This is a genomic window from Marivivens sp. LCG002, from assembly GCF_030264275.1.
GTDB lineage: Bacteria > Pseudomonadota > Alphaproteobacteria > Rhodobacterales > Rhodobacteraceae > Marivivens.
Map to the genome: position 1 here is coordinate 123,345 of NZ_CP127166.1, position 19,503 is coordinate 142,847.

Here is a 19,503-nt window from a genome sequence, read left to right on the forward strand (position 1 = left end):
CATGAGCAATATTCATGTGACCACCACCATCAATGGCGACAAAGTCGAATTCCTTGCCGATCCGCGAGAAACGCTTCTTGATTGTCTGCGCGACAAAGTCGGGCTTACCGGCTCGAAAGAAGGCTGTGGAACAGGGGATTGCGGCGCTTGCTCTGTGACTGTGGACGGCACTCTTGTCTGTTCCTGTCTGGTGCTTGGCGTCGAAGCGGAAGGCAAAGACATCCGCACCATCGAAGGCATGGCAGAGGGCGGCACGCTTCATCCGCTCCAGCGCAAATTCATCGAACATGCCGCGCTTCAGTGCGGGTTCTGCACGCCCGGTCTTCTTGTCGCCTCCAAGGCGCTGTTGGACAAGAACCCGAGCCCGACCGAGGAAGAGGTTCGTTTCTGGATTGCGGGCAACCTTTGCCGTTGCACCGGTTATGACAAAATCGTCCGCGCCATCATGGATGCCGCTGCGGAACTGCGTGGGGAGGCTGCGTAATGGCAAAAGACGAATATCGTGAATTCCGTTTGGTCGGCACACGTCCCGACCGCCCTGATGGTCTCGACAAGGTAACGGGCCGTGCGCGTTATGGCGCGGATATGACCGCGCCAGGAATGCTTTGGGGCGCGGTCGTGCGCAGCCCGCATGCGCATGCCCGTATCGTCAAGATTGATGCGACCAAAGCTTTGGCTCTGGATGGCGTCAAATCGGTCGTCACCCGCGCCGATTTTCCCGAGGGCCTCACGGGTGAGGATTGGAATCTTCAGGAAAACACCATCGCGGGCGAGCGCGCGCTTTATGATGGTCACGCGGTGGCAGCCGTTGCGGCGACGAGCCGCTTCCTCGCTGAAGAAGCTGCGCGGCTGATCGAAGTCGAATACGAAGTGCTGCCCCATGTGATCGATGTGGACGAGGCGATGAAGCCCGATGCCCCCGTCATTCGCAAAGGCGTTTCGGATGCTACGGTGCCCGAAGGCATGTCGCCGAACGTAGTGCGCAAAATCGAGTTCGGCAACGGCGATGTTGACGCGGCTTTTGCGGCTGCCGATCTCGTTATGGAAAAGAGCTTCAAAACCGAAGCCACGCACCAAGGCTATATCGAACCCCATGCCTGTGTCGGCCAGATGGGCGCAGACGGCAAGGGCGAGATGTGGGTTTGCACCCAAGGACAGTGGTATATCCGCAAGATGTGTTCCGCCGTTCTGGGAACCGAAGCCTCGCAACTGCGGGTCACTCCTTCGGAAATCGGCGGCGGTTTCGGAGGCAAGACAACCATCTTTATGGAGCCTCTGGCGCTTGCGCTCAGCCGCAAGGCAGGCGGCAAACCCGTCAAGATCGTCATGAGCCGTTCCGAAGTTCTTCGGGCGACAGGACCGACCGCCTCGGCGTCGATGGACGTCAAACTGGGCATGAAAAAGGACGGCACGCTTTCGGGCGTCAAGGTCGAGTTCCGCATGCAAGGCGGGGCTTTCCCCGGTGCGCCGACGGAATTTGCGCTCTATTGCGGTCTTGCCCCTTATAAGTTCGGCGCGGTTGAAGCGGTTGGCTACGATGTGATCGCGAACCGCCCGCGCTGCGCGGCCTATCGTGCTCCGGGTGCGCCGATGGGGTCTTTCGCGGTTGAAAGCCTGTTGGACGAAATGTGCATCGAGCTTGGGCTTGATGCGCTCGACGTGCGTTTCAAGAACGCCGTTGTGACCGGTGATCGCGCAGCCTATGGCCCGAAATTCGGATCGATCGGTTTTGTCGAAACGCTTGAAGCCGTGAAGAACCACCCGAACCTTCTGGCCGAGCTGGGGCCGAACCAAGGGCGCGGCATTGCTGCAGGATATTGGTTCAACCACAATGGCGAGACATCGGTTTCGATGGCCATATCCGAAGACGGGACTGTTCAGGTCTCGGTCGGCACCCCCGATATCGGCGGCAGCCGTGCGTCCATCGCTCTGATGGTCGCCGAGACGCTCGGCATCGCCTATGAGGACGTGCGCGTCAATATCGCCGAAACGGGGTCTTTGGGGGTCAATGAGCCGACCCACGGAAGCCGCGCGACCTTTGCCAGCGGCAAGGCTGCGGTTCTGGCAACGGAAGCCGCCATCAAGGAAATGTGCAAACGCGCGGCCAATGAATGGGGGATCGAACCCGAGGCGGTCGAATGGAAAGACGGCGCGGCCCGTCCCGCAGGTCCGAACGCAGGTCAGTTTCCCCCAATGACGATCAAGGAAATCGGCGCGGCGATGGGCTCGACAGGTGGACCGATCTCGGGGCACCACGAAAGCCTCCCCGACGGGGTCGGCGCGAGCTTTGGCGCGCATGTGGTGGACGTAGAGGTCGACCCCGAAACGGGGCGGACCACGATCCTGCGTTACCTTGTCGTGCAGGATGCGGGTCGCGCGATCCATCCCTCCTATGTCGAAGGACAGTATCAGGGCGGCGCGGCGCAAGGCATCGGCTGGGCGCTCAACGAAGAGTATGTCTATGACGACAAGGGGCGGCTCCAGAACTCTGTCTTCCTTGATTACCGCGTGCCTCTGGCATCGGATCTTCCCATGATCGACACTGTGATCGTCGAAGTGCCGAACCCCGGCCATCCCTATGGTGTGCGCGGTGTGGGAGAGACGGGGATCACGCCGCCGCTTCCTGCATTGGCAAACGCGGTGCGGGCGGCAACAGGCGTGCGGATGACGCATCTTCCGATGTCGCCGTCCAAGGTGCTGGCGGCGCTCAAGGCACGCTGATGGGGATGCTCAAGGTCCACCTCTGGTCCGGACTGCGCCGCTTTGCAGAGGGCGCTGAACAGGTCGAGGTCGAGGCGACAACGATCGGCACTATGCTCGATGGGCTCAAGGCAGCCTATCCGGGACTGGGGCCGATCATTGATGCTGGTGTTTCAGTTGCCGTTGATGATGAAATCGTCAACGGTAGCCGGCACCGCGCCCTTGCTCCAGAAAACGAGATTTTCATCCTGCAGAAGATCAAGGGTGGCTGAGGCTTAAACAGTCGGTTTCCAAGGTGACGCGTTGTCTATAGAGAGTGCGGCATCCAGACCCAATACATAGAGTCTTTGCCGTGACCCCGACCGAACGCCTCCACGCTATTTTCGAGCTTTTCTCCGAAGCTGAAGCCGATGCGCGGCCTCTGGATGCTGTGACCTCGGCATGGTTCCGTGCACAACGCGGGCTTGGTGATGCGGACCGTGGAGAGATCCTTGGGGCGATCTATGATATTTTGCGCCATCGGGGCCGATTGACATGGTGGTGCGAACGGCTTGGTCGCGAACCTTCGGCTCGCACACTTTTCATTGCTTGGCTTGCATTGGTTGAACGAAAGTCGGGGGATCAGATCACCGATCTTGTAGGCGATCCCGATCATCTTCATCCGCCGTTTCTCAGCTCGCTTTCGGGCGCATCGCTCGATCATCCAGAAATGCCCGAAGGCGTGCGGCTTGAATGCCCTGAATGGGCTCTTGAACCTCTCAAGGCGCGGTTTGGCGCTTCGTTCGCGATGGAAATGGAGGCGACGCTTTTGCCGCCCGCAGTCGATTTGCGGGTCAATCCGCTCAAGGCCGATGTCGCAAAGGTTTTGGCCGCGCTCAAGGCGATAGGGCTTGATGGCGAACCCATGCGGCTTGCCGAAAACGGTATCCGCGTGTCGCAAAGGTTTTCTTTTGCCAAACTTGATGCGCTGAAAACGGGCGGCGTGGAAATTCAGGACGAAGGATCCCAGCTTGTCGCCGCGCTTGTGGACGCAAAGCCAAGCGATCGGGTTGTCGATTTTTGTGCAGGGGCGGGGGGCAAAACGCTCGCCGTTGCGGCACAGATGAACAACAAGGGACGGATCATCGCCTGTGACGTCAGTGAAGGGCGGCTCAAACGCTGTGCTGAACGGCTCCGTAACGCGGGTATCCACAATGCGGAAACGCGGCTTTTGTCGAGCGAGAGCGACAAATGGATCAAGCGCCATAAACTTGGGTTCGACCGTGTTCTCATTGACGCGCCCTGTAGCGGAACGGGCACGTGGCGGCGCAATCCCGACACCCGTTGGAAGTCGCATGACGCGGGTGGGCTTGAAAGTCTTGTCGCATTGCAGGCCCGCATTCTTGCGAGTGCCGCGCGGCTTGTGAAGCCGGGTGGCCGTCTCGTTTATGCCACCTGCTCTATGCTGCCCGTAGAGAACGAAGACCAAGTGGCCAAGTTCCTCGCCGCTTTCCCGATGTTCAGGCTGGTGCCGCTCTCGGAGGTGTCACCCAAGTTGTCCCAAGCGGTGGGCGGCGCGTATCTGTCTCTAACCCCCGCGCAGCACGGGACGGACGGCTTTTTTGCCGCCGTCCTCGAGCGAATTGCCGTACCGATCAGCGCTTAGGCTTTTTCGGGAAGGGCACACCTTTGGTGGTGAATTTCTGCGGACGCGAATTCGGGCGGCCCGCATTCTTTTTGAGCGCGGTTTTCAAAGCGCCGACAGGCTGGTGCACGGGAACAAGCTGATCCGGACGCGGCCCGATAAGGTCGGCGCGCCCCATGGATTTGAGTGCCTCGCGCAGAAGCGGCCAGTTATCGGGATCATGATACCGAAGGAACGCTTTGTGGAGGCGGCGCTGGCGACCACCGCGCACCGTTTCAACGGCTTCGCTTCCGCCGCGGCGCACGCCTTTGAGCGTGTTGACGCCCGTGTGATACATCGCCGTCGCGGTTGCCATAGGAGAGGGCAGGAACGTCTGGACCTGATCGGCGCGGTAACGGTTCTTTTTCAGCCAGAGCGCGAGGTTGAGCATGTCCTCGTCGGTGGTTCCGGGGTGGGCCGCGATGAAATATGGGATCAGATAATATTTCTTGCCCGCCTTGGCGGCTGCAGCGTCGAACATTTCCTTGAAACGGTCATAGGTCCCGATCCCAGGTTTCATCATCACATCAAGCGGCCCGCGTTCCGTATGCTCGGGCGCGATCTTGAGATAGCCGCCCACGTGGTGCGTCACGAGCTCTTCGATGTATTCGGGGCTCTTGACGGCAAGGTCATAGCGCACGCCAGATGCGACCATCACGCGTTTGACGCCATCGACTTCACGCACTTTGCGATACAGACGAATGAGATCATCGTGCGAGGTGTTCAGGTTCGGGCAAATATCGGGAAAGACGCAAGAGGGAAGACGGCACGCCGCCTCGATTTTGGGGTCTTTGCAGGCCATGCGATACATGTTGGCGGTCGGACCGCCGACGTCCGAGATGACACCCGCAAAACCCGGTGTCTTGTCACGGATGTTTTCAATCTCGCGCAGGATCGAACCTTCGGAACGGTTCTGGATTACGCGGCCTTCGTGCTCGGTGATCGAGCAGAAGGTGCAGCCCCCGAAACAGCCGCGCATGATCGTGACCGAAGTCTTGATCATCTCGTAGGCTGGGATTTTCGCGTCCATATAAGAGGGATGCGGAACCCGTGCGTAAGGAAGATCATAGACCGCATCCATTTCGTCCGAAGACAGCGGGATCGGCGGCGGGTTCAGCCAGAGGTCACGATCACCATGCCGTTGCACCAGAGGACGCGCGTTTCCCGGATTGGCTTCTCGGTGTAGAACGCGCGACGCGCGGGCATAGGCCTCTTTGTCGACCTCGACCGTCTCGAAAGAAGGCAGGCGGATCACGGTTTTGCCTGCAACACGGCTCGCTGCTTCGTCGGAGGACTCGAGATCGTCGGCAGGAAGTTCGGTGTAATCCTCGGGGACGGGACGGAACAGCGCAACACCGCGGATATCATCAAGATCCTTAGGTGTTTCGCCAGAGGCAATGCGGTTCGCAACTTCGATTACGGCGCGCTCTGCGTTGCCGTAAAGCAAGAGATCGGCCTTGGCATCGGCGAGGATCGAACGACGCACCTTGTCCGACCAATAGTCATAATGCGCGATACGACGGAGCGAAGCTTCGATCCCGCCAAGGATCACGGGAACGCCCTTATAGGCCTCACGACAACGCTGTGTGTACACAATCGTGCAGCGGTCGGGTCGTTTGCCGCCTTCACCGCCTGCTGTATAGGCGTCATCCGAGCGGATTTTACGATCCGAGGTGTATCGGTTCACCATCGAGTCGAGATTGCCCCCCGTCACGCCGAAAAACAGTCTTGGCCGTCCAAGCGCTTTGAACGGCTCGGCCGAGTTCCAATCAGGCTGTGAAATGATCCCGACACGGAAGCCTTGAGCTTCGAGGAGTCGCCCGATGAGCGCCATTCCAAAGCTGGGGTGATCGACATAGGCGTCACCCGTCACAAGGACGATATCGCATTCTGCCCAGCCAAGGCGCGCCATTTCCTCCTGATTCATAGGTAGGAACGGGGCGGCACGGCCGCCGACATACTTTGGGGCAGTCATCTGGTTCATGATATTCGGGGAGTTCGCAGCTAGAAAAATCTGACCGCACAATAGCATAAGCGCCGATTGAACTCAACGGAGGCTCTTGAAGAGTGCCGTAGCGAAATCAGTTTCCTTTTGTGTGCCTGTCCGCAGCTAGAGCAAGGCCATGCGCCACGGCGGTAAAGACCTCTGACGTTTCACTTTTGGCATGGGGAAAGGCGGCGGCAATGTTGCCGCGAACGATGTTCATCATGCTGGAGCCGCCGACATAGACCACACGATCTATGGTTTGGGGTGAAACGCCCGCCATTCTGACGGTCTCCAGTGCACAGTCCGCAATTTCGGCCCCGAATGATCCAAGATCGCGCGTTATATCCTCGACGCCGAGTGCGACGGCGAGTGTCTTTTCGACGAAGCCGAGATTGATGCGACCCGTTTGGTCGGTATTCGCAGCGATTTTTCCGGCTTCAACGGCATAGGCGAGATCATGACCAAGATGGGCCTCCAGAACCTCGGCGAGACGCGCGAAAAGCTGTGGCTCTTCTGCGCGTCTTTCCCATTTCCGCACGTCTCGAAGAAGCTGGGGCCCGTAGACGAATGTGATCTTTTCCCAAGTCGCCAAATCCTGAAACAAGGACCGTGGAGCGGTATGACCGCCCGCGCCAATCTCGTTGCCGATGGTAGCCCCATATCCCAAAAGGGGCATGACGTGTGCAAGGCTAAGAGCACGGTCGAAATCGGTGCCTCCAAGGCGAATACCTTGGCTTGCGAGGACACGCATTCCGTTTTCATCCTTGTCGCAGACCGTAAAATCCGAAGTGCCGCCTCCGATGTCGACGATCAGAAGCCGTCCTTGGCCCCCGACCGCGAGAGCAGCGGCTTCGGGTTCGGCAAGAAAAGAGACGGATTTGAAACCCGCGAGGCGATAGGCCTCTTCGAGATCAATAAGCGCCTGTGCGTTACGCTCTTCGGACGCAGAGTGAAACCGAACAGGACGGCCCGAGACCACAAGGTCGTAAGTTTGATAGGTGGCGGCTTCGGCCCGTGATTTGATCTCTTTCAGAAAAAGCCCGATCACTTCGATCAAAGTCATTTTCTGATTGAGGAACTGACGCTTTTCTTGGGCGAGTGGGGTGCCGAGAATGGACTTCAGAGACCTCATGAAGCGCCCTTCGGTTCCGCTCGTCATCGCGCGCGCGGCCGTCTGTCCGAAGAGCATTTCACCGGAACCGAAGTCAAGAAACACAGCCGTTGGCAAAGTGCTTGCCCCATCCTCGAGCGGGATCACCCACGGTTTGCCGTTAACCGTCACTGCCGCCGCCGTGTTCGACGTTCCGAAATCAAGCCCCAGCGCCGCCATTTGGCCTCCCCATCATCAAAGTGTGCGGAGATAATTCGAAGGAGCTGGCTTTGCAACTCTCAGAAGCTGATCGGAGCGAGCGCCCAACAAAAAAGCCGCGCGAATGGATCGCGCGGCTTTTCCGAAATGGTGTCGGGATCAGTTGACGATCGTTGCTTCGGTCGCTGCGCAAAGCTCTTCTTCGGTAACCCCATCGGCCAGCTCAACGATCCTGAGGCCGCCTTCGACGACATCTAGAACACCGAGATTGGTGATGATGCGATTGACGACGCCTTTGCCTGTCAGCGGCAGGGTGCAGGACTTGAGAACTTTGGACTCCCCGTGCTTGTTGGCGTGGTCCATGACGACGACGACACGGCCGACGCCCGCAACAAGATCCATCGCGCCGCCCATCCCTTTGACAAGCTTGCCGGGGATCATCCAGTTGGCAAGATCGCCGTTTTCGGAAACTTCCATCGCGCCGAGGATCGCGGCAGCGATCTTGCCGCCACGGATCATACCGAAGGATGTCGCGCTATCGAAATAGGCGGTGTTGGGAAGCTCTGTGATGGTTTGCTTGCCCGCGTTGATCAGGTCGGGGTCCTCGTCTCCCTCATAGGGGAAGGGGCCCATGCCGAGCATGCCGTTTTCGGATTGAAGGGTCACCTCGACGCCTTCGGGGATGAAATTGGGAACCAGCGTCGGGATACCGATCCCGAGGTTCACATAGGTGCCGTCTTCAAGTTCCAGCGCCGCACGAGCGGCCATTTGATTGCGGTCCCAAGGCATTATGCGGACTCCTTCTTGCGCGTCGTGCGCTGTTCGATGCGCTTTTCGTGCTCGCCTTGGATAATGCGATGCACATAAACGCCGGGAAGGTGGATATGATCGGGATCGAGCGATCCGGTGGGGACGATTTCTTCGACTTCGACCACACAAACCTTGCCACACATGGCCGCAGGCGGATTGAAGTTGCGCGCGGTTTTGCGGAAAATCAGGTTGCCCGTTTCATCGGCCTTCCACGCTTTGACGATGGAGAGGTCGGCAAAGATGCCCTCTTCAAGGATGTAGTCCTGCCCGTTCCAGGTCTTGACCTCTTTGCCCTCGGCGATCACGGTCCCGACGCCCGTTTTCGTATAAAAGCCCGGAATACCTGCGCCACCGGCACGCATACGCTCGGCCAACGTGCCTTGGGGGTTGAATTCGAGTTCAAGCTCCCCCGAAAGATATTGGCGCATGAATTCAGCGTTTTCGCCCACATAGGACGACATCATCTTTTTGATCTGACGCGTGGCAAGCAGTTTGCCCAAACCGAAGTCGTCGACACCTGCATTGTTGGAAGCAACAGTGAGGTTTTTGGTGCCGCTCTTGACGATACCGTCGATCAAAAGCTCGGGAATCCCGCAGAGGCCGAAACCACCTGCAGCGATGAGCATTCCGTCGAACAAAAGACCCTCGAGGGCCTCGTCCGCTGATGAATAAATCTTCTTCATGGTTCTCCCTGACTGTTCTGGGCGCAAAGCAGACCAAAGCATGGTCATTTGATCGATCCGATCTTGCATGACTCGGGGGGAACCTTCTATTCGTGGAAATACGTATATCATTACGTATTGATAGGCCCAGTGATGTCGCAAACCCGAGACCTTGAAAAACTCGCGTTCTGGAACGCGCCCGATGCAACTCTTGTGCTTAAATCCCGTGTTATCGTCGCAGCGAACCTTCAGGCCGAAGCGGTTTTCGGCTGGTCACCCCAAGAGCTCATCGGTCAGTCGATCCGGATACTTTACCCGAATTTGACGGACTATACCGTCATCGGGGCGCGGGCGCGAAAAGCGATGACCAAGACCAGAATCTATCGTGATATGCGCTTCATGCGGCGCAAAAATGACCAGATCGTCTGGATGGAGGGATGCGGGACCGCTCTGGATCAGGAGAACCCCGAACATTGTTCGATATGGACCTATCGGCCGATCAGCGAAGAGCGACCCAATGAAGGCATCCTCACTCTCGCGGAGAAACGGGTTGCGCGGTATTTGATCAGCGGGCTGACGAGCAAGGAAATTGCCCAGCATATAGGTTGTTCACACCGCACGATCGAAGTGCACCGCGCAAACATGATCCGCAAGTTCAACGTGCGGAACAGTTTCGAACTTGTGCACCACCTTTTGACGGGTGAACTTTCCTTGCGGGGCTAGTCGTCGGTGGCGCGCCACACTTTGTAACGGATCACCATATTGCCCCGATCTCTTGAAAGGGATGCGGAGGGAGCAGCTTGGGACGGGCTTCGCGATCGAAGTAGTCCGTGATTTCACTCCGAAGCCCCATGGCCCGCTCTGCCGCAGCAATCCCTGTGAGGGTCCCGCGCGCAGTGCCCAATCCGTTCTGGACGCAGGCGGAAAACGCGCCATGGTCGAGTTCTTTTGCAACCGACACACTGTTGGTCGACAGGCAAAGATGTCCTGACCAAGCATGCTCCATCTTGATCCCGGCGAGTTTGGGAAATCTCTGCTCGAATTTCCGCTGCATCACCTTTGCGGCGCGGGCAACATGCCCGTCGGTGATCGCCATATTGGGTTTGAGCGTTGTGCAGGTCCGCGTGACGATGCGATTGCCGCCCTGACCCGTGTCGATGCGGCGCACAGTTGTTCCCATCGGGTCCGACGGTGTGACTCCCCAACGGCTATGACCACCAAGGGTTTTGATGTCCTGAGCGGAGAGCTCGGGGGTCATCACCGCATAGAGAAAATCTGCATCAAGCGACCGCGCTCGAACCCGAAGGATTCAAGGTGGGCGTTCACGCTCAGGATCAACTTTGGTGCTGTAACCATGCCTTTTGGGGTTCGGACGCACCAGTCGGCACCCTCTTTGGCAAAGGAAGTGACACTGCTGTTTTCGAAGAGGGCTACACCATCGCGAAGAAGTCCGGCGGCAAGCCCGCGCACATACCCTGCAGGTTGGAGCATCACCGTTCCCGGCGCATGGAGCCCGCCGATATAGTGACGCGATCCTGTAATCTCCTCCATCTGCCTTTGGTCGAGAAGTTCGCTTGGTTCGCCAAGCTGGGCGAGATGTTCCGAATAGGTTTTGTTGTGATCCGCTGCAGTCTGGCTCGCTGCTCCATTGATTTTGCCCATCGGCACAAAATAGTCGGGGCTAATTTCGTAGTCCTCGACGGCGGTGCGCCCGAAAGCAATGGCTTGACGGTTGAGGCGGATCACCTCACGGTCGTCACCCGCGCCCGCATAATCGTCGGACACGAGATCATGCAGCAGGTCGATCATGAAACCCGAGTTCCGTCCGCTCGACCCATTGGCGATACGCGTGGCATCGAGCACCGCAACGCGAAGGTTCGGGTCGATCTGGATCAGGCGGCGCGCGGCCGACAAGCCCGCAAACCCCGCACCGATGATAGCGACATCCGCAGTTTGGGCGCCCTCCAAAGTCGGAAGTGCCTGTTGCGGACCAAGGATCGCATTCCACGCCGCGGGCCCTTTGAGATCAGGCAAGCGTTTTGCGGTGTATCGGGTCAATCGAAGGCCTCTGCCTGATCGTCCGCAAGATCGACCCAGATCGTTTTGATCTGGGTATATTGGTCCCGCGCATGGATCCCGTTGTCGCGACCGCCGAAGCCGCTGGCCTTGAAACCGCCGAATGGGGTCGAGATGTCCCCTTCGCCAAAGCTGTTGACCGTGACGGTTCCCGCGCGCAGTGCCCGTGCCCCGCGGATCGCCCGTTTGACATTGGCGGTAAAGATCAACGCTGCAAGGCCGTATTAGGTGTCGTTTGCCAAAGCGATGGCTTCGTCGAATGTCTCGACGATGAGGACAGAAAGCACGGGTCCGAAAATTTCTTCGCGGACCTGTTCGGCGTTGCGGTCGGTAACGTCCAGAATGGTCGGCTCTACGAAGCCGTTTTCTGCTTTGCCGCCAAGGAGGATTTTTTGCCCTGAAAGATACGCGCTGACTTTATCGAAATGGGCGGGGGAGACGAGAGCACCCACGCGATTTTTCGGGTCTAGCGGATCACCTATCGGCCATTCGCGGGTATGGGCAATGATACGCTCGATCAGCGCGTCCTTGACACCCGACTGAACGATCAGACGCGATGCGGCCGAGCAGTTCTCGCCCATATTCCAGAATGCACCGTTCACAACATGGGCGGCAACGCGATCAAGGTTCTCGGCATCGTTAAGCACGATGCGGGATTCTTGCCGCCCATTTCAAGTGTGACTTCCTTTAGGTTGGACTCGGCTGCGTATCGAAGAAAACGGCGACCAGTTGCAGTCGAACCCGTAAAGGAGACCGCGTCTACATCCATATGACGCCCCAAAGGCTCTCCGACGTCTGCGCCGCCGCCGGTCACGACGTTGAAAACACCTGCGGGAATGCCCGCTTCATAGGCGAGTTCGGCAATGCGCAAAGCGGTGAGTGACGTTTCCTCGGCAGGTTTGACCATGATCGAACATCCCGCAGCAAGAGCAGGCCCGATTTTCCGCGCAAGCATCAAGAGGGGGAAGTTCCAAGGCAGAACAAGTCCCACAACCCAACGGGTTCGCGCACCACCATTGCAATGTGGTTGTCCGAGGCGGGTGCCACCTGATCATAGATTTTATCGATGAGTTCGGCGTGCCATTTGATGCAGTTCATTGTCTCGGGAAGGTCGACCGTTTCGCAGTCGTAAATCGTTTTGCCGCTGCCGAGGATTTCTCGACCGCGAAATCCACATCCTCCGCAGAACATGCCGCGAGCTCTGCGATCTTCTCGCCCGTGGCGGGGTTCACCGAGGCAAAGGTTTTGCCCGAAAGTGCAGGTCGAAAGCTCCCGTCGATAAAGGCTTGGGTCGGCGGGGTAAGAGTGGCAGCGATCTCTTTGTATTCTTCAGTGGTCGAAAGTCCGGCCATGCTCGGGCCTCTGCTTCGATCTGGGCAACGGTGCGCTTCAACACGCGCACGACCTGCTCCAATTGGCGCTTGCCGTCTTTGTTCAGGGCTCATCGGGGCGGACGGGGCGGGCCCGCATAATTGCCCACCATTTCGCATCCATATTTGATGCACTGGATGAACTTGCCACCCTGCTCCAGAACGCGGATCAGCGGCATCATTGCGGATATGATGCGGCGACCCTTGTCAAAGTTGCCCTCGACCGCGCAGGCCCGCCATAGTGCAAGATGCTCTTGGGGAGGGAAATTGGAGCCGCCACACACCCAGCTTTTGGCGCCCCATGCAAAGAACTCGAGCGCTTGGTCGTCCATGCCGCATGACATCTGGATATGCGGATAATCGCGCGCCAAGAGGTGCACACGGTTGATATCCCCCGAGCTTTCCTTGATCGCGCAAAAATTCTTGCTGCGCCCCACTCGGTCGAGAAACTCTTCCCCCATGTTGACGCCCATTCGTCCCGGATAGTTGTAAAGCATGATCGGCAAATCGGCCGCACGGTCGATGGCAAGCGCGTTGAGGGCATTTTCCTGCTCGGTCGGAACCGAGTAGGGGGGCGAGCCGACGAGAATGCTATCCGCACCGATTTTGGCGGCGTGTTCGGCCATAGTGATCGAGTCCTCGAGACGGATCGCCACTGTGCCGATCATGAGATGCACGCGGTCTCCTATGATCTCTTTTGCAAAGCTCGCCATCTCCAACCGCTCTTGCATGGATTGGGCATAGTATTCGCCCGTGGAGCCGCCATTGATGATCCCATGAACGCCCGAAGCGATCAGATACTCGAAATGTGCGGCAAAGGCCTCGCGGTCGATGCTCCCATCTTCCCGATGCGGGGTGATGGCAGGGGTATAGAAGGTCATCCCGGTCCGCGTGTGGTCGATCAAGAGCCGCCGCAGGCTTGGGGTCAGATACTCGTTGTCGGCCATTTCGCCGATGATTGCGTGGAAACGTTCATTCATCAAAGCCCGCTCTGCGGCGTCGCCGTCACGGATTGCTTTGCGAAAGAGGGTTTGCGTATCTTTGAGCCGCATGATCTGGGAAGGCTTTGCGTTTTCGGCCGCGAGGCGCGAAACAGCGGCATAGATCATAGGCGCTGCCACAAAAAAGTTGCGCAACGTCTTGTGCGTCATCGGTGCCGCCTGGGCGTCGCGGTTCTGGTGAAGAACGATGTAATCTTCACCCGCAAGCTGCCGCAGTGTCTCGCGCAGGGGAGGGCGGGACATGCCGTATTCCTCTGCCAACGGGACTTCATCAAGATAGGCGCCGGGCTCGAGATCTTAGGTCAGGATCCGTCGGCGCAAGTCGGAAAGACAATTCGTCTTTTTATTCATGGGTCGTTCCGACATGAGGCATCCCCGCTCTGTTAGGATCGAGTCACTCGGCTTCGATCCGTCCCAGCGGTGTAGGCTGCATGAACAAAAAAGTCCGCCACATGGTGCGCGGCGGGCTCTGTGACGATCTTATGATAATAAAACCAGTTTGTTACCCTGGATTATAGACACGGTTCGCCTCTGGGTCTTCGGTTTCGTAAGGCAGCGCATCGAGTTCATCCCAAAGAGCTTGCGGTATGTCCATGCTCGCCCATTCAAGGGTCTGGGCGATGCGCTCGGGCTTGGTCACGCCGAGCATGGTCGACGTCACGGAAGGCTGTCGCATCGAAAACTGGAGCGCAACCGCCCCAGGTGCCACGCCGTGTTGAGCGCAAAGCTCCTCGATGCGGCGCACAGGTTCGAGCGCCTTCTGATCCACATCCTGATATGTGACTTTCTGCGTAACCGCACTGCCCTTGGCGAGAACACCGCCTGCAAACGGGGCGGCGTTCAGAATGGCGATACCTTGTGCATGCGCATAGTCGAACATTTCGGCCGCAGATCGGTTAAGAACCGTCATACGGTTGTGGCTGATCAAAGCGTCGAAAGGATAGGCGCGAAGGATCGGGAACATGATGTCGACACGGCCCATGGCAAGCCCGACCGCATCGACAAGACCTTCTTCCTTGAGCTTGAACAACTCGTCCAAAGCGCCGCCCTCTTTGGTGATCTCGGTGAGGTCCCGCGCATGTTCGGGGTCGTGGAGGTGCAAAAGGGGAATGCGGTCAAGACCAAGACGGGCAGTGCTTTCCTCAAAGGACTGGCGCGCGCGCGCCGCATCGAACCGACGCGTTTCCATATCGCGGTCAAGCTTTGTCGAGAGCACGAAGCCATGGGGAAGGCCCCCGCGTTCGCGAATGACCTGACCGATCCGTTCTTCGCTTCGCCCGAAACCATAGTTGTTCGACGTATCGAGTAGGTTTGCAGGTCCATCGAAAACCGCCCTAACGGTTTCGCGTGCCCGCTCTTCGCTCACGGAATATCCATAAGTCTCGGGCATATCTCCAAGACCCGAACCGCCAAAACAGATGGGCGTAACGCTTAGACCCGTCGATCCGATAGGTTTCTTTTGCATCTAATGTCCTCCCTCGGGCATCGCGATCAAGGACGAAGCCGCTGTCGGGGATGCCCTTGATTACCTATTCAAGTTTGATCTTGGTCCAACTTGAAGACAAGCACAAAGCCGGAAATGCGCTAGGCTGCGTTCTTCCAATTCATGGGCGTGACGTAGACGACGTTATCGCCCGCCGCGACCATGACTTCACCATCCTGAACATTGATCTGGAGCTTCATCGTCCGATCCGCCAAGGCGGCAAGAGAGGTCATCTCCGGATCAGACAGGAAGAAAACAGCAAGATTGTCGAAACGCGTGGTCTGCCCCTGGATTTTGTCCCACCACACTTCTGCGGCTTTGCCACCATAAGCATAGACCAGCACCTGACGGGATTTGCTACAGGACTGGCGGATTACCTTTTCGCTCGGAAGGCCAAGCGAAACCCAAACCTCGAGCTCGCCGCTAAAGCTTTTCTGCCAGATGTCGGGTTCGTCATCGGTCGAGAGACCTTTGGTCATTTCCATCTGTTCATGTGCATTCAAGGCAAAGGCAACCAAACGCAGCATCATCCGCTCGTCGGTTTCCGAAGGGTGCTTGGCCACGGTGAGCTTGTGCGTTTCATAGTAGTGGCGGTCCATATCCGAGACGGACATCTCCACTTTGTAAATCGTCGCTTTCTGGGCCATCACGGTCTCCGTGTCTGAGGCGCTGTTCGGGGCCCTGTTACGCCTATTGCAAAGCGATTACCAATCTTTCAGGCAAAGAATGTTTCTGCGAACCATCACAAGGGACATCTACGTATCTTGTCGTTAAGGGGAAAACATTGCGAGAGTGATGCGCGAGACCCGCTTGTCCTGACCAAAATCTATGTCGATCATCCACTCGGAACGAACCCCTTGCTGATCGGAACAGGCGTCGATGGAGAAGCTGTCGGCGGTCGGATCGTATCCCAGCGGGACACGGCCCAAAAGTCGGATGACCTCGCCGCGTGTGAGACCGACTTTCAATCCCGAACGGGTGGCCCATGTCGGTAACTCCGAGGACATTGCAACGATCTCGTCTTCGAAAATATCGATCGTCATGTCGACCAACGTAAGCCGATCGATTGGTATGCCAGACCCTTGAACAGGCTCGGGCGAGCCGAGTTTTCCCAACATGCTCAAAGGATCACCCAAGCGTAGTCCGCCAAGACTGAATTCGGACGGCGACAGGCAAGTTTCGAGGTTGGTATCGCGAAGTGTCGATGATGACGTCGGCTGGACAAGATCAGACACCCAAGACAAGGAATATTGATCCCAAGACTGGTTTGCTGCGACTTTGAGGTCGTAAAGTCCGCCTCCAAAACCATAGGTCACTGTTTCGGGGCGGCACTCGAAATATGCTATCTGCTCGCCCAAGTGCATCACCTCGACCCAGCCGAAACGTCTTAGCTCCTGTTGCGCTTCTTCGTCGGAAAAAGGCCGTTCAAAGCCGCCGCCTACGGTGTAGGAATAGTCACCATTATAGAACGTGACTTCTTCGTAGATCGACCTTCCCAAACCGGGCCAAGGTTCAAAATCAACCCGCTCGACAGGGCTCGACAGCTCGAGCTCAGGGGGGCTCCCGATCGAACCGTAGGAATATGAGACATTGCGGTCGTCAAAACAGACCGCGACTTCGGTGTTACGACCCTCTATTTGGCAGGTGTTAAAAGCCTCGGTGCCTTGGGGACAACCAGCAAAAACTTGGGTCGCAGAGAAAACCCCGACATGCGCGATAGCGATAAGCCGCGTCCCGACCATTCTCATCGTCCTTTTCGGCAGAAATTCGGTCATGTGAATAGTGCGCGGCTCTGCTTCATACTCAAGACCGAAAATCTTCCGTTCATTGGATCTTCGCTAGCTTTCGTTCAAAATCCGCTTCAGGAGAGCTCCCGTCAAAGGCTTGATGAAAACGTCATTTGCACCCGCCGCAACGAAGCGGGCATGAACGCCCGGATCAAGCGAGGCCGTCAAACCTATGATATTCGCGTTGGGCAATCGCCCCCGAACCGAGCTCGCAAATTCGGCTCCGTCCCCATCCGGAAGGTTGCCATCAAGAAAAACGAGGTCAGGTTCATACTCTTGCAGTAGCTCTGCGGACTGTTCGAGCGTCGGCGCCCAGATCGCGCTCAGTCCGTTCGATCTGAAGAGCGCCATGGTTACTTCTGCCAACAAGTCACTGTCTTCTACAAGCAAGGCTGTCTTGAAGACGGGGGCGGGTTCCACGGCTGGCAAGACATGTTGATGGGCTCGCTCGAACTCGAATGTCAGACTGAAAGCCGTCCCGACCCCTATTTCTGTTTCGAATTCTATCCGGCTTCCCAAAGCACCTGCCAAAGTTTGCGCAATATAGAACCCCAAGCCTGATCCCGGCTCTTTGGAAAAAACACCGCAACCCTCTCTGTTGAACGGATCGAAAAGTTTCTCGCGAAGCGCCAGAGGGATTCCGCATCCATCATCTTCGATAACCGCGTGAACCTTTAATCTATCTTCCGATAGGTGTTCTGCGTCGACCCTGACCGTGATGTTGCTCGCCCCCGAATGGATGATTGAATTGCGCAAGATATTCGAAAAAATCTGGAGCAATAATCGTTTGTCGGTCCTGATCCATAACGCACCCGATTGCTTTGCTTGTATGTTTAGGGCAAGGTTCCTCTTGTGTGCATCCGGGAGGAACGCTTCGATCAAGTGTTCGACTTCAACAGCCAAATCAAACTCGTCACTTGCAAGAGAACGGCTTTCATCCTTTCCGAGGATCAAAGTCATATCGTCCATGATTTTCAACAGTTGATCCGCAAGTCCGTTCAGCCGTGAGAAAATTTTGTCAGGGCCATCCAGGCTTTGTAAACCCAACTCGATATTCTGTTTAAGTAGCGACGCAGGATGACGCATTTCATGCGAAATGACGGCAAGCATCAGATTTCGCTTTGTCTCGGCATTTTGCAACGCTTCGTTCGACTCTTTCAAAGCAAGCTGGATCTCGTGAAGCTCGGTCACATCAACGATCGTTCCAAAAAGGGCCAACTTGCCCGAGTATGTGTGATCGAGCTTGATAAAGAGCCGAAAAAGCTGACCCTTGCGTTGTGGATCAGATGACCCAAGAAACAACGATTTCTCAATCGAGGTGCCGACCCGTGCCTCCAGAATCGTGTTTTCGATCTCTCGTCTTTGATCTTTTTCCAGCCGATCAAATAGTGCTGCAAATCCTGTCGCATCGCTCACACCAAGCATTTTCTGCGCCGATGGGTCGAACTCTGCGACGTTGAGCTCGGGCGAGTAGAAAAAGAACCCGATCCTAGAAAGTTCCTGCGATTCAAAGAGTTTTTTCAGATTCTTGCGCCGCACCCTCAATTTCCAATTCCTCTCGACGAGGATCATATCGACAATTGCGATTGTCACGAGGCTAAGCGTGGTAGTGACCGATATTCCGACAAACTCGTCTGTCAGGGCGCTACTCGTAACCAGGTAGGAAATGCTTCCGGCAAGTGTCGCAATGAGCGCGGTGTTTAGAATGAATATGGCCCTGAACAGAAGTGCTCCGATCAAGAACGCCGTATCCGGGATCGGGATTTGCATCTCGAACTTGAGCACGGCCAGAAGAGCAAAGGCAGCCATTGATCCGGGCACCACGAAGAAAGATTGCCTCTTCAGCGGCAGGGTTACGACGATGGCGGAAACAGTGGTGACGAGAGAGGACCCTCGAACCGATTGGGTGAGACTTGAAAACAAAATCGGCAATGTACTCGAGTCGTTGGCCCCGTGGTCCAAGAGTTGGCCAATAGCATAGGTAATGACGACACCCCCGAACCCTCCGACACCGATGATCCCGAAGAGGACGATGATAAAACGCGTGTCATAATTCAGGCGCTCGAAGATTTTTGATTGGCTCTCGACCAACACAAGGCTGGCTTTGCCCAAACCCAACGCAATCAGTAGGCTGACTGTCATATCGAGGAAGGCGAAGAACCAAAATCGGTTTGGGATACTTTGGTGATCATAAAGTTGGATTGTTTTGGCAAAAATAAATCCCATCGCGAATAGGACGAGGCCGAACAAAAGGCGTTCTTTGGGAAAAAGATATATAAAAAGGACGAGAATAAGTGCAGACGCTTGCCCTACAGGTGCAAGTTCGAAGGACAACAAGTGTTCAAAGGGTCGCTCATAAGTGCCGGCATGGACAGACAACAAGAGCGCCAACCCCGCCAGTGCGAGATAAAAGCGCCAGAAATGGAGCGCGATAAATTTACGCAACTCGACCGCTCTTGGGACAGCGAGAAGAGAGAAAGCGACCGATAGCGACGGCGTTTGTGGAATATCCATGAATGTACCCCATTTTGGGGTAGTCACGTTCCACCGTCATAAAAGTTTCAGCGCGATCGCGATTTTATCAGAAAAATTTATTTAGGTCGGCTGATCCGTTCCTTTTTCAAAGTCTTAGTTGTCCAGGTTGAAAAGAAAATG

The 19,503-nt window shown here is 56.7% G+C and carries 15 protein-coding genes and 3 pseudogenes; 5 read left to right on the forward strand and 13 right to left on the reverse strand.

Going from position 1 to position 19,503, the window contains the following annotated elements; all coding sequences use genetic code 11:
• Window position 1 precedes the first annotated feature (1 nt).
• The 4 genes from QQG91_RS15085 to QQG91_RS15100 all read left to right on the forward strand — a co-directional run bounded on the left by QQG91_RS15085 (window position 2) and on the right by QQG91_RS15100 (window position 4,345).
• Complete coding sequence (locus tag QQG91_RS15085) at window positions 2–484, forward strand: (2Fe-2S)-binding protein (protein ID WP_285772379.1); 483 nt, start codon at window positions 2–4, stop codon at window positions 482–484.
• The gene (locus QQG91_RS15090) at window positions 484–2,721 is read left to right on the forward strand and encodes a xanthine dehydrogenase family protein molybdopterin-binding subunit (protein ID WP_285772380.1); all 2,238 of its coding nucleotides are present in this window, start codon (window positions 484–486) and stop codon (window positions 2,719–2,721) included. Before QQG91_RS15085 ends, QQG91_RS15090 begins: the two co-directional genes overlap by 1 nt.
• Window positions 2,721–2,972, forward strand: coding sequence for a MoaD/ThiS family protein (locus tag QQG91_RS15095; protein WP_285772381.1), 252 nt, complete (start codon window positions 2,721–2,723; stop codon window positions 2,970–2,972). The genes QQG91_RS15090 and QQG91_RS15095 overlap by 1 nt, the downstream gene beginning before the upstream one ends.
• An 80-nt stretch (window positions 2,973–3,052) precedes the next feature.
• Window positions 3,053–4,345: an RsmB/NOP family class I SAM-dependent RNA methyltransferase gene (locus QQG91_RS15100; RefSeq protein WP_285772382.1), complete on the forward strand. Its 1,293-nt coding sequence runs from the start codon at window positions 3,053–3,055 to the stop codon at window positions 4,343–4,345.
• Here the strand turns inward: QQG91_RS15100 and QQG91_RS15105 are convergent.
• From QQG91_RS15105 to QQG91_RS15120, 4 genes are all read right to left on the reverse strand, one after another.
• Entirely contained in the window at window positions 4,335–6,347 is a 2,013-nt protein-coding gene (locus QQG91_RS15105) for a YgiQ family radical SAM protein (protein WP_285772383.1), read from the reverse strand. The genes QQG91_RS15100 and QQG91_RS15105 overlap by 11 nt on opposite strands.
• 97 nt (window positions 6,348–6,444) lie before the next feature.
• Window positions 6,445–7,680, reverse strand: coding sequence for an Hsp70 family protein (locus tag QQG91_RS15110; RefSeq protein WP_285772384.1), 1,236 nt, complete (start codon window positions 7,678–7,680; stop codon window positions 6,445–6,447).
• Window positions 7,681–7,818: 138 nt separating this feature from the next.
• Window positions 7,819–8,448 (reverse strand): 3-oxoacid CoA-transferase subunit B, encoded by a 630-nt coding sequence (locus QQG91_RS15115; protein ID WP_285772385.1) that lies wholly within the window; start codon window positions 8,446–8,448, stop codon window positions 7,819–7,821.
• On the reverse strand, window positions 8,448–9,152 hold the full coding sequence (locus QQG91_RS15120; protein ID WP_285772386.1) for a CoA transferase subunit A: 705 nt from the start codon (window positions 9,150–9,152) through the stop codon (window positions 8,448–8,450). Before QQG91_RS15120 ends, QQG91_RS15115 begins: the two co-directional genes overlap by 1 nt.
• A 132-nt stretch (window positions 9,153–9,284) precedes the next feature.
• Here QQG91_RS15120 and QQG91_RS15125 point away from each other — a divergent pair, with 132 nt between their 5' ends.
• On the forward strand, window positions 9,285–9,854 hold the full coding sequence (locus QQG91_RS15125) for a LuxR family transcriptional regulator (RefSeq protein WP_285772387.1): 570 nt from the start codon (window positions 9,285–9,287) through the stop codon (window positions 9,852–9,854).
• Between the two features lie 31 nt (window positions 9,855–9,885).
• On the opposite strand, the gene QQG91_RS15585 is transcribed toward QQG91_RS15125, so the two are convergent.
• The 9 genes and pseudogenes from QQG91_RS15585 to QQG91_RS15165 all read right to left on the reverse strand — a co-directional run bounded on the left by QQG91_RS15585 (window position 9,886) and on the right by QQG91_RS15165 (window position 19,362).
• Window positions 9,886–10,389, reverse strand: coding sequence for an FAD-binding oxidoreductase/lyase (locus tag QQG91_RS15585; protein WP_352232132.1), 504 nt, complete (start codon window positions 10,387–10,389; stop codon window positions 9,886–9,888).
• Window positions 10,389–11,165, reverse strand: coding sequence for an NAD(P)/FAD-dependent oxidoreductase (locus tag QQG91_RS15590; RefSeq protein WP_352232133.1), 777 nt, complete (start codon window positions 11,163–11,165; stop codon window positions 10,389–10,391). The genes QQG91_RS15585 and QQG91_RS15590 overlap by 1 nt, the downstream gene beginning before the upstream one ends.
• A gap of 20 nt (window positions 11,166–11,185) precedes the next feature.
• Window positions 11,186–12,559: pseudogene (locus tag QQG91_RS15135) on the reverse strand (aldehyde dehydrogenase family protein).
• Window positions 12,560–12,564: 5 nt separating this feature from the next.
• Window positions 12,565–13,728, reverse strand: a pseudogene (locus QQG91_RS15140) (dihydrodipicolinate synthase family protein); the annotation flags it as partial.
• 30 nt (window positions 13,729–13,758) lie between these two features.
• Window positions 13,759–13,860: pseudogene (locus tag QQG91_RS15600) on the reverse strand (GntR family transcriptional regulator); the annotation flags it as partial.
• Between the two features lie 220 nt (window positions 13,861–14,080).
• Window positions 14,081–15,043 (reverse strand): aldo/keto reductase, encoded by a 963-nt coding sequence (locus QQG91_RS15150; protein ID WP_285772388.1) that lies wholly within the window; start codon window positions 15,041–15,043, stop codon window positions 14,081–14,083.
• Window positions 15,044–15,162: 119 nt separating this feature from the next.
• Window positions 15,163–15,708 (reverse strand): YaeQ family protein, encoded by a 546-nt coding sequence (locus QQG91_RS15155; protein ID WP_285772389.1) that lies wholly within the window; start codon window positions 15,706–15,708, stop codon window positions 15,163–15,165.
• A 123-nt stretch (window positions 15,709–15,831) separates the two neighbouring features.
• On the reverse strand, window positions 15,832–16,803 hold the full coding sequence (locus QQG91_RS15160) for a hypothetical protein (protein WP_285772390.1): 972 nt from the start codon (window positions 16,801–16,803) through the stop codon (window positions 15,832–15,834).
• 96 nt (window positions 16,804–16,899) lie between these two features.
• A complete protein-coding gene (locus tag QQG91_RS15165) occupies window positions 16,900–19,362 on the reverse strand; it encodes an ATP-binding response regulator (RefSeq protein WP_285772391.1) in 2,463 nt (820 codons plus the stop codon).
• Window positions 19,363–19,503 lie beyond the last annotated feature (141 nt).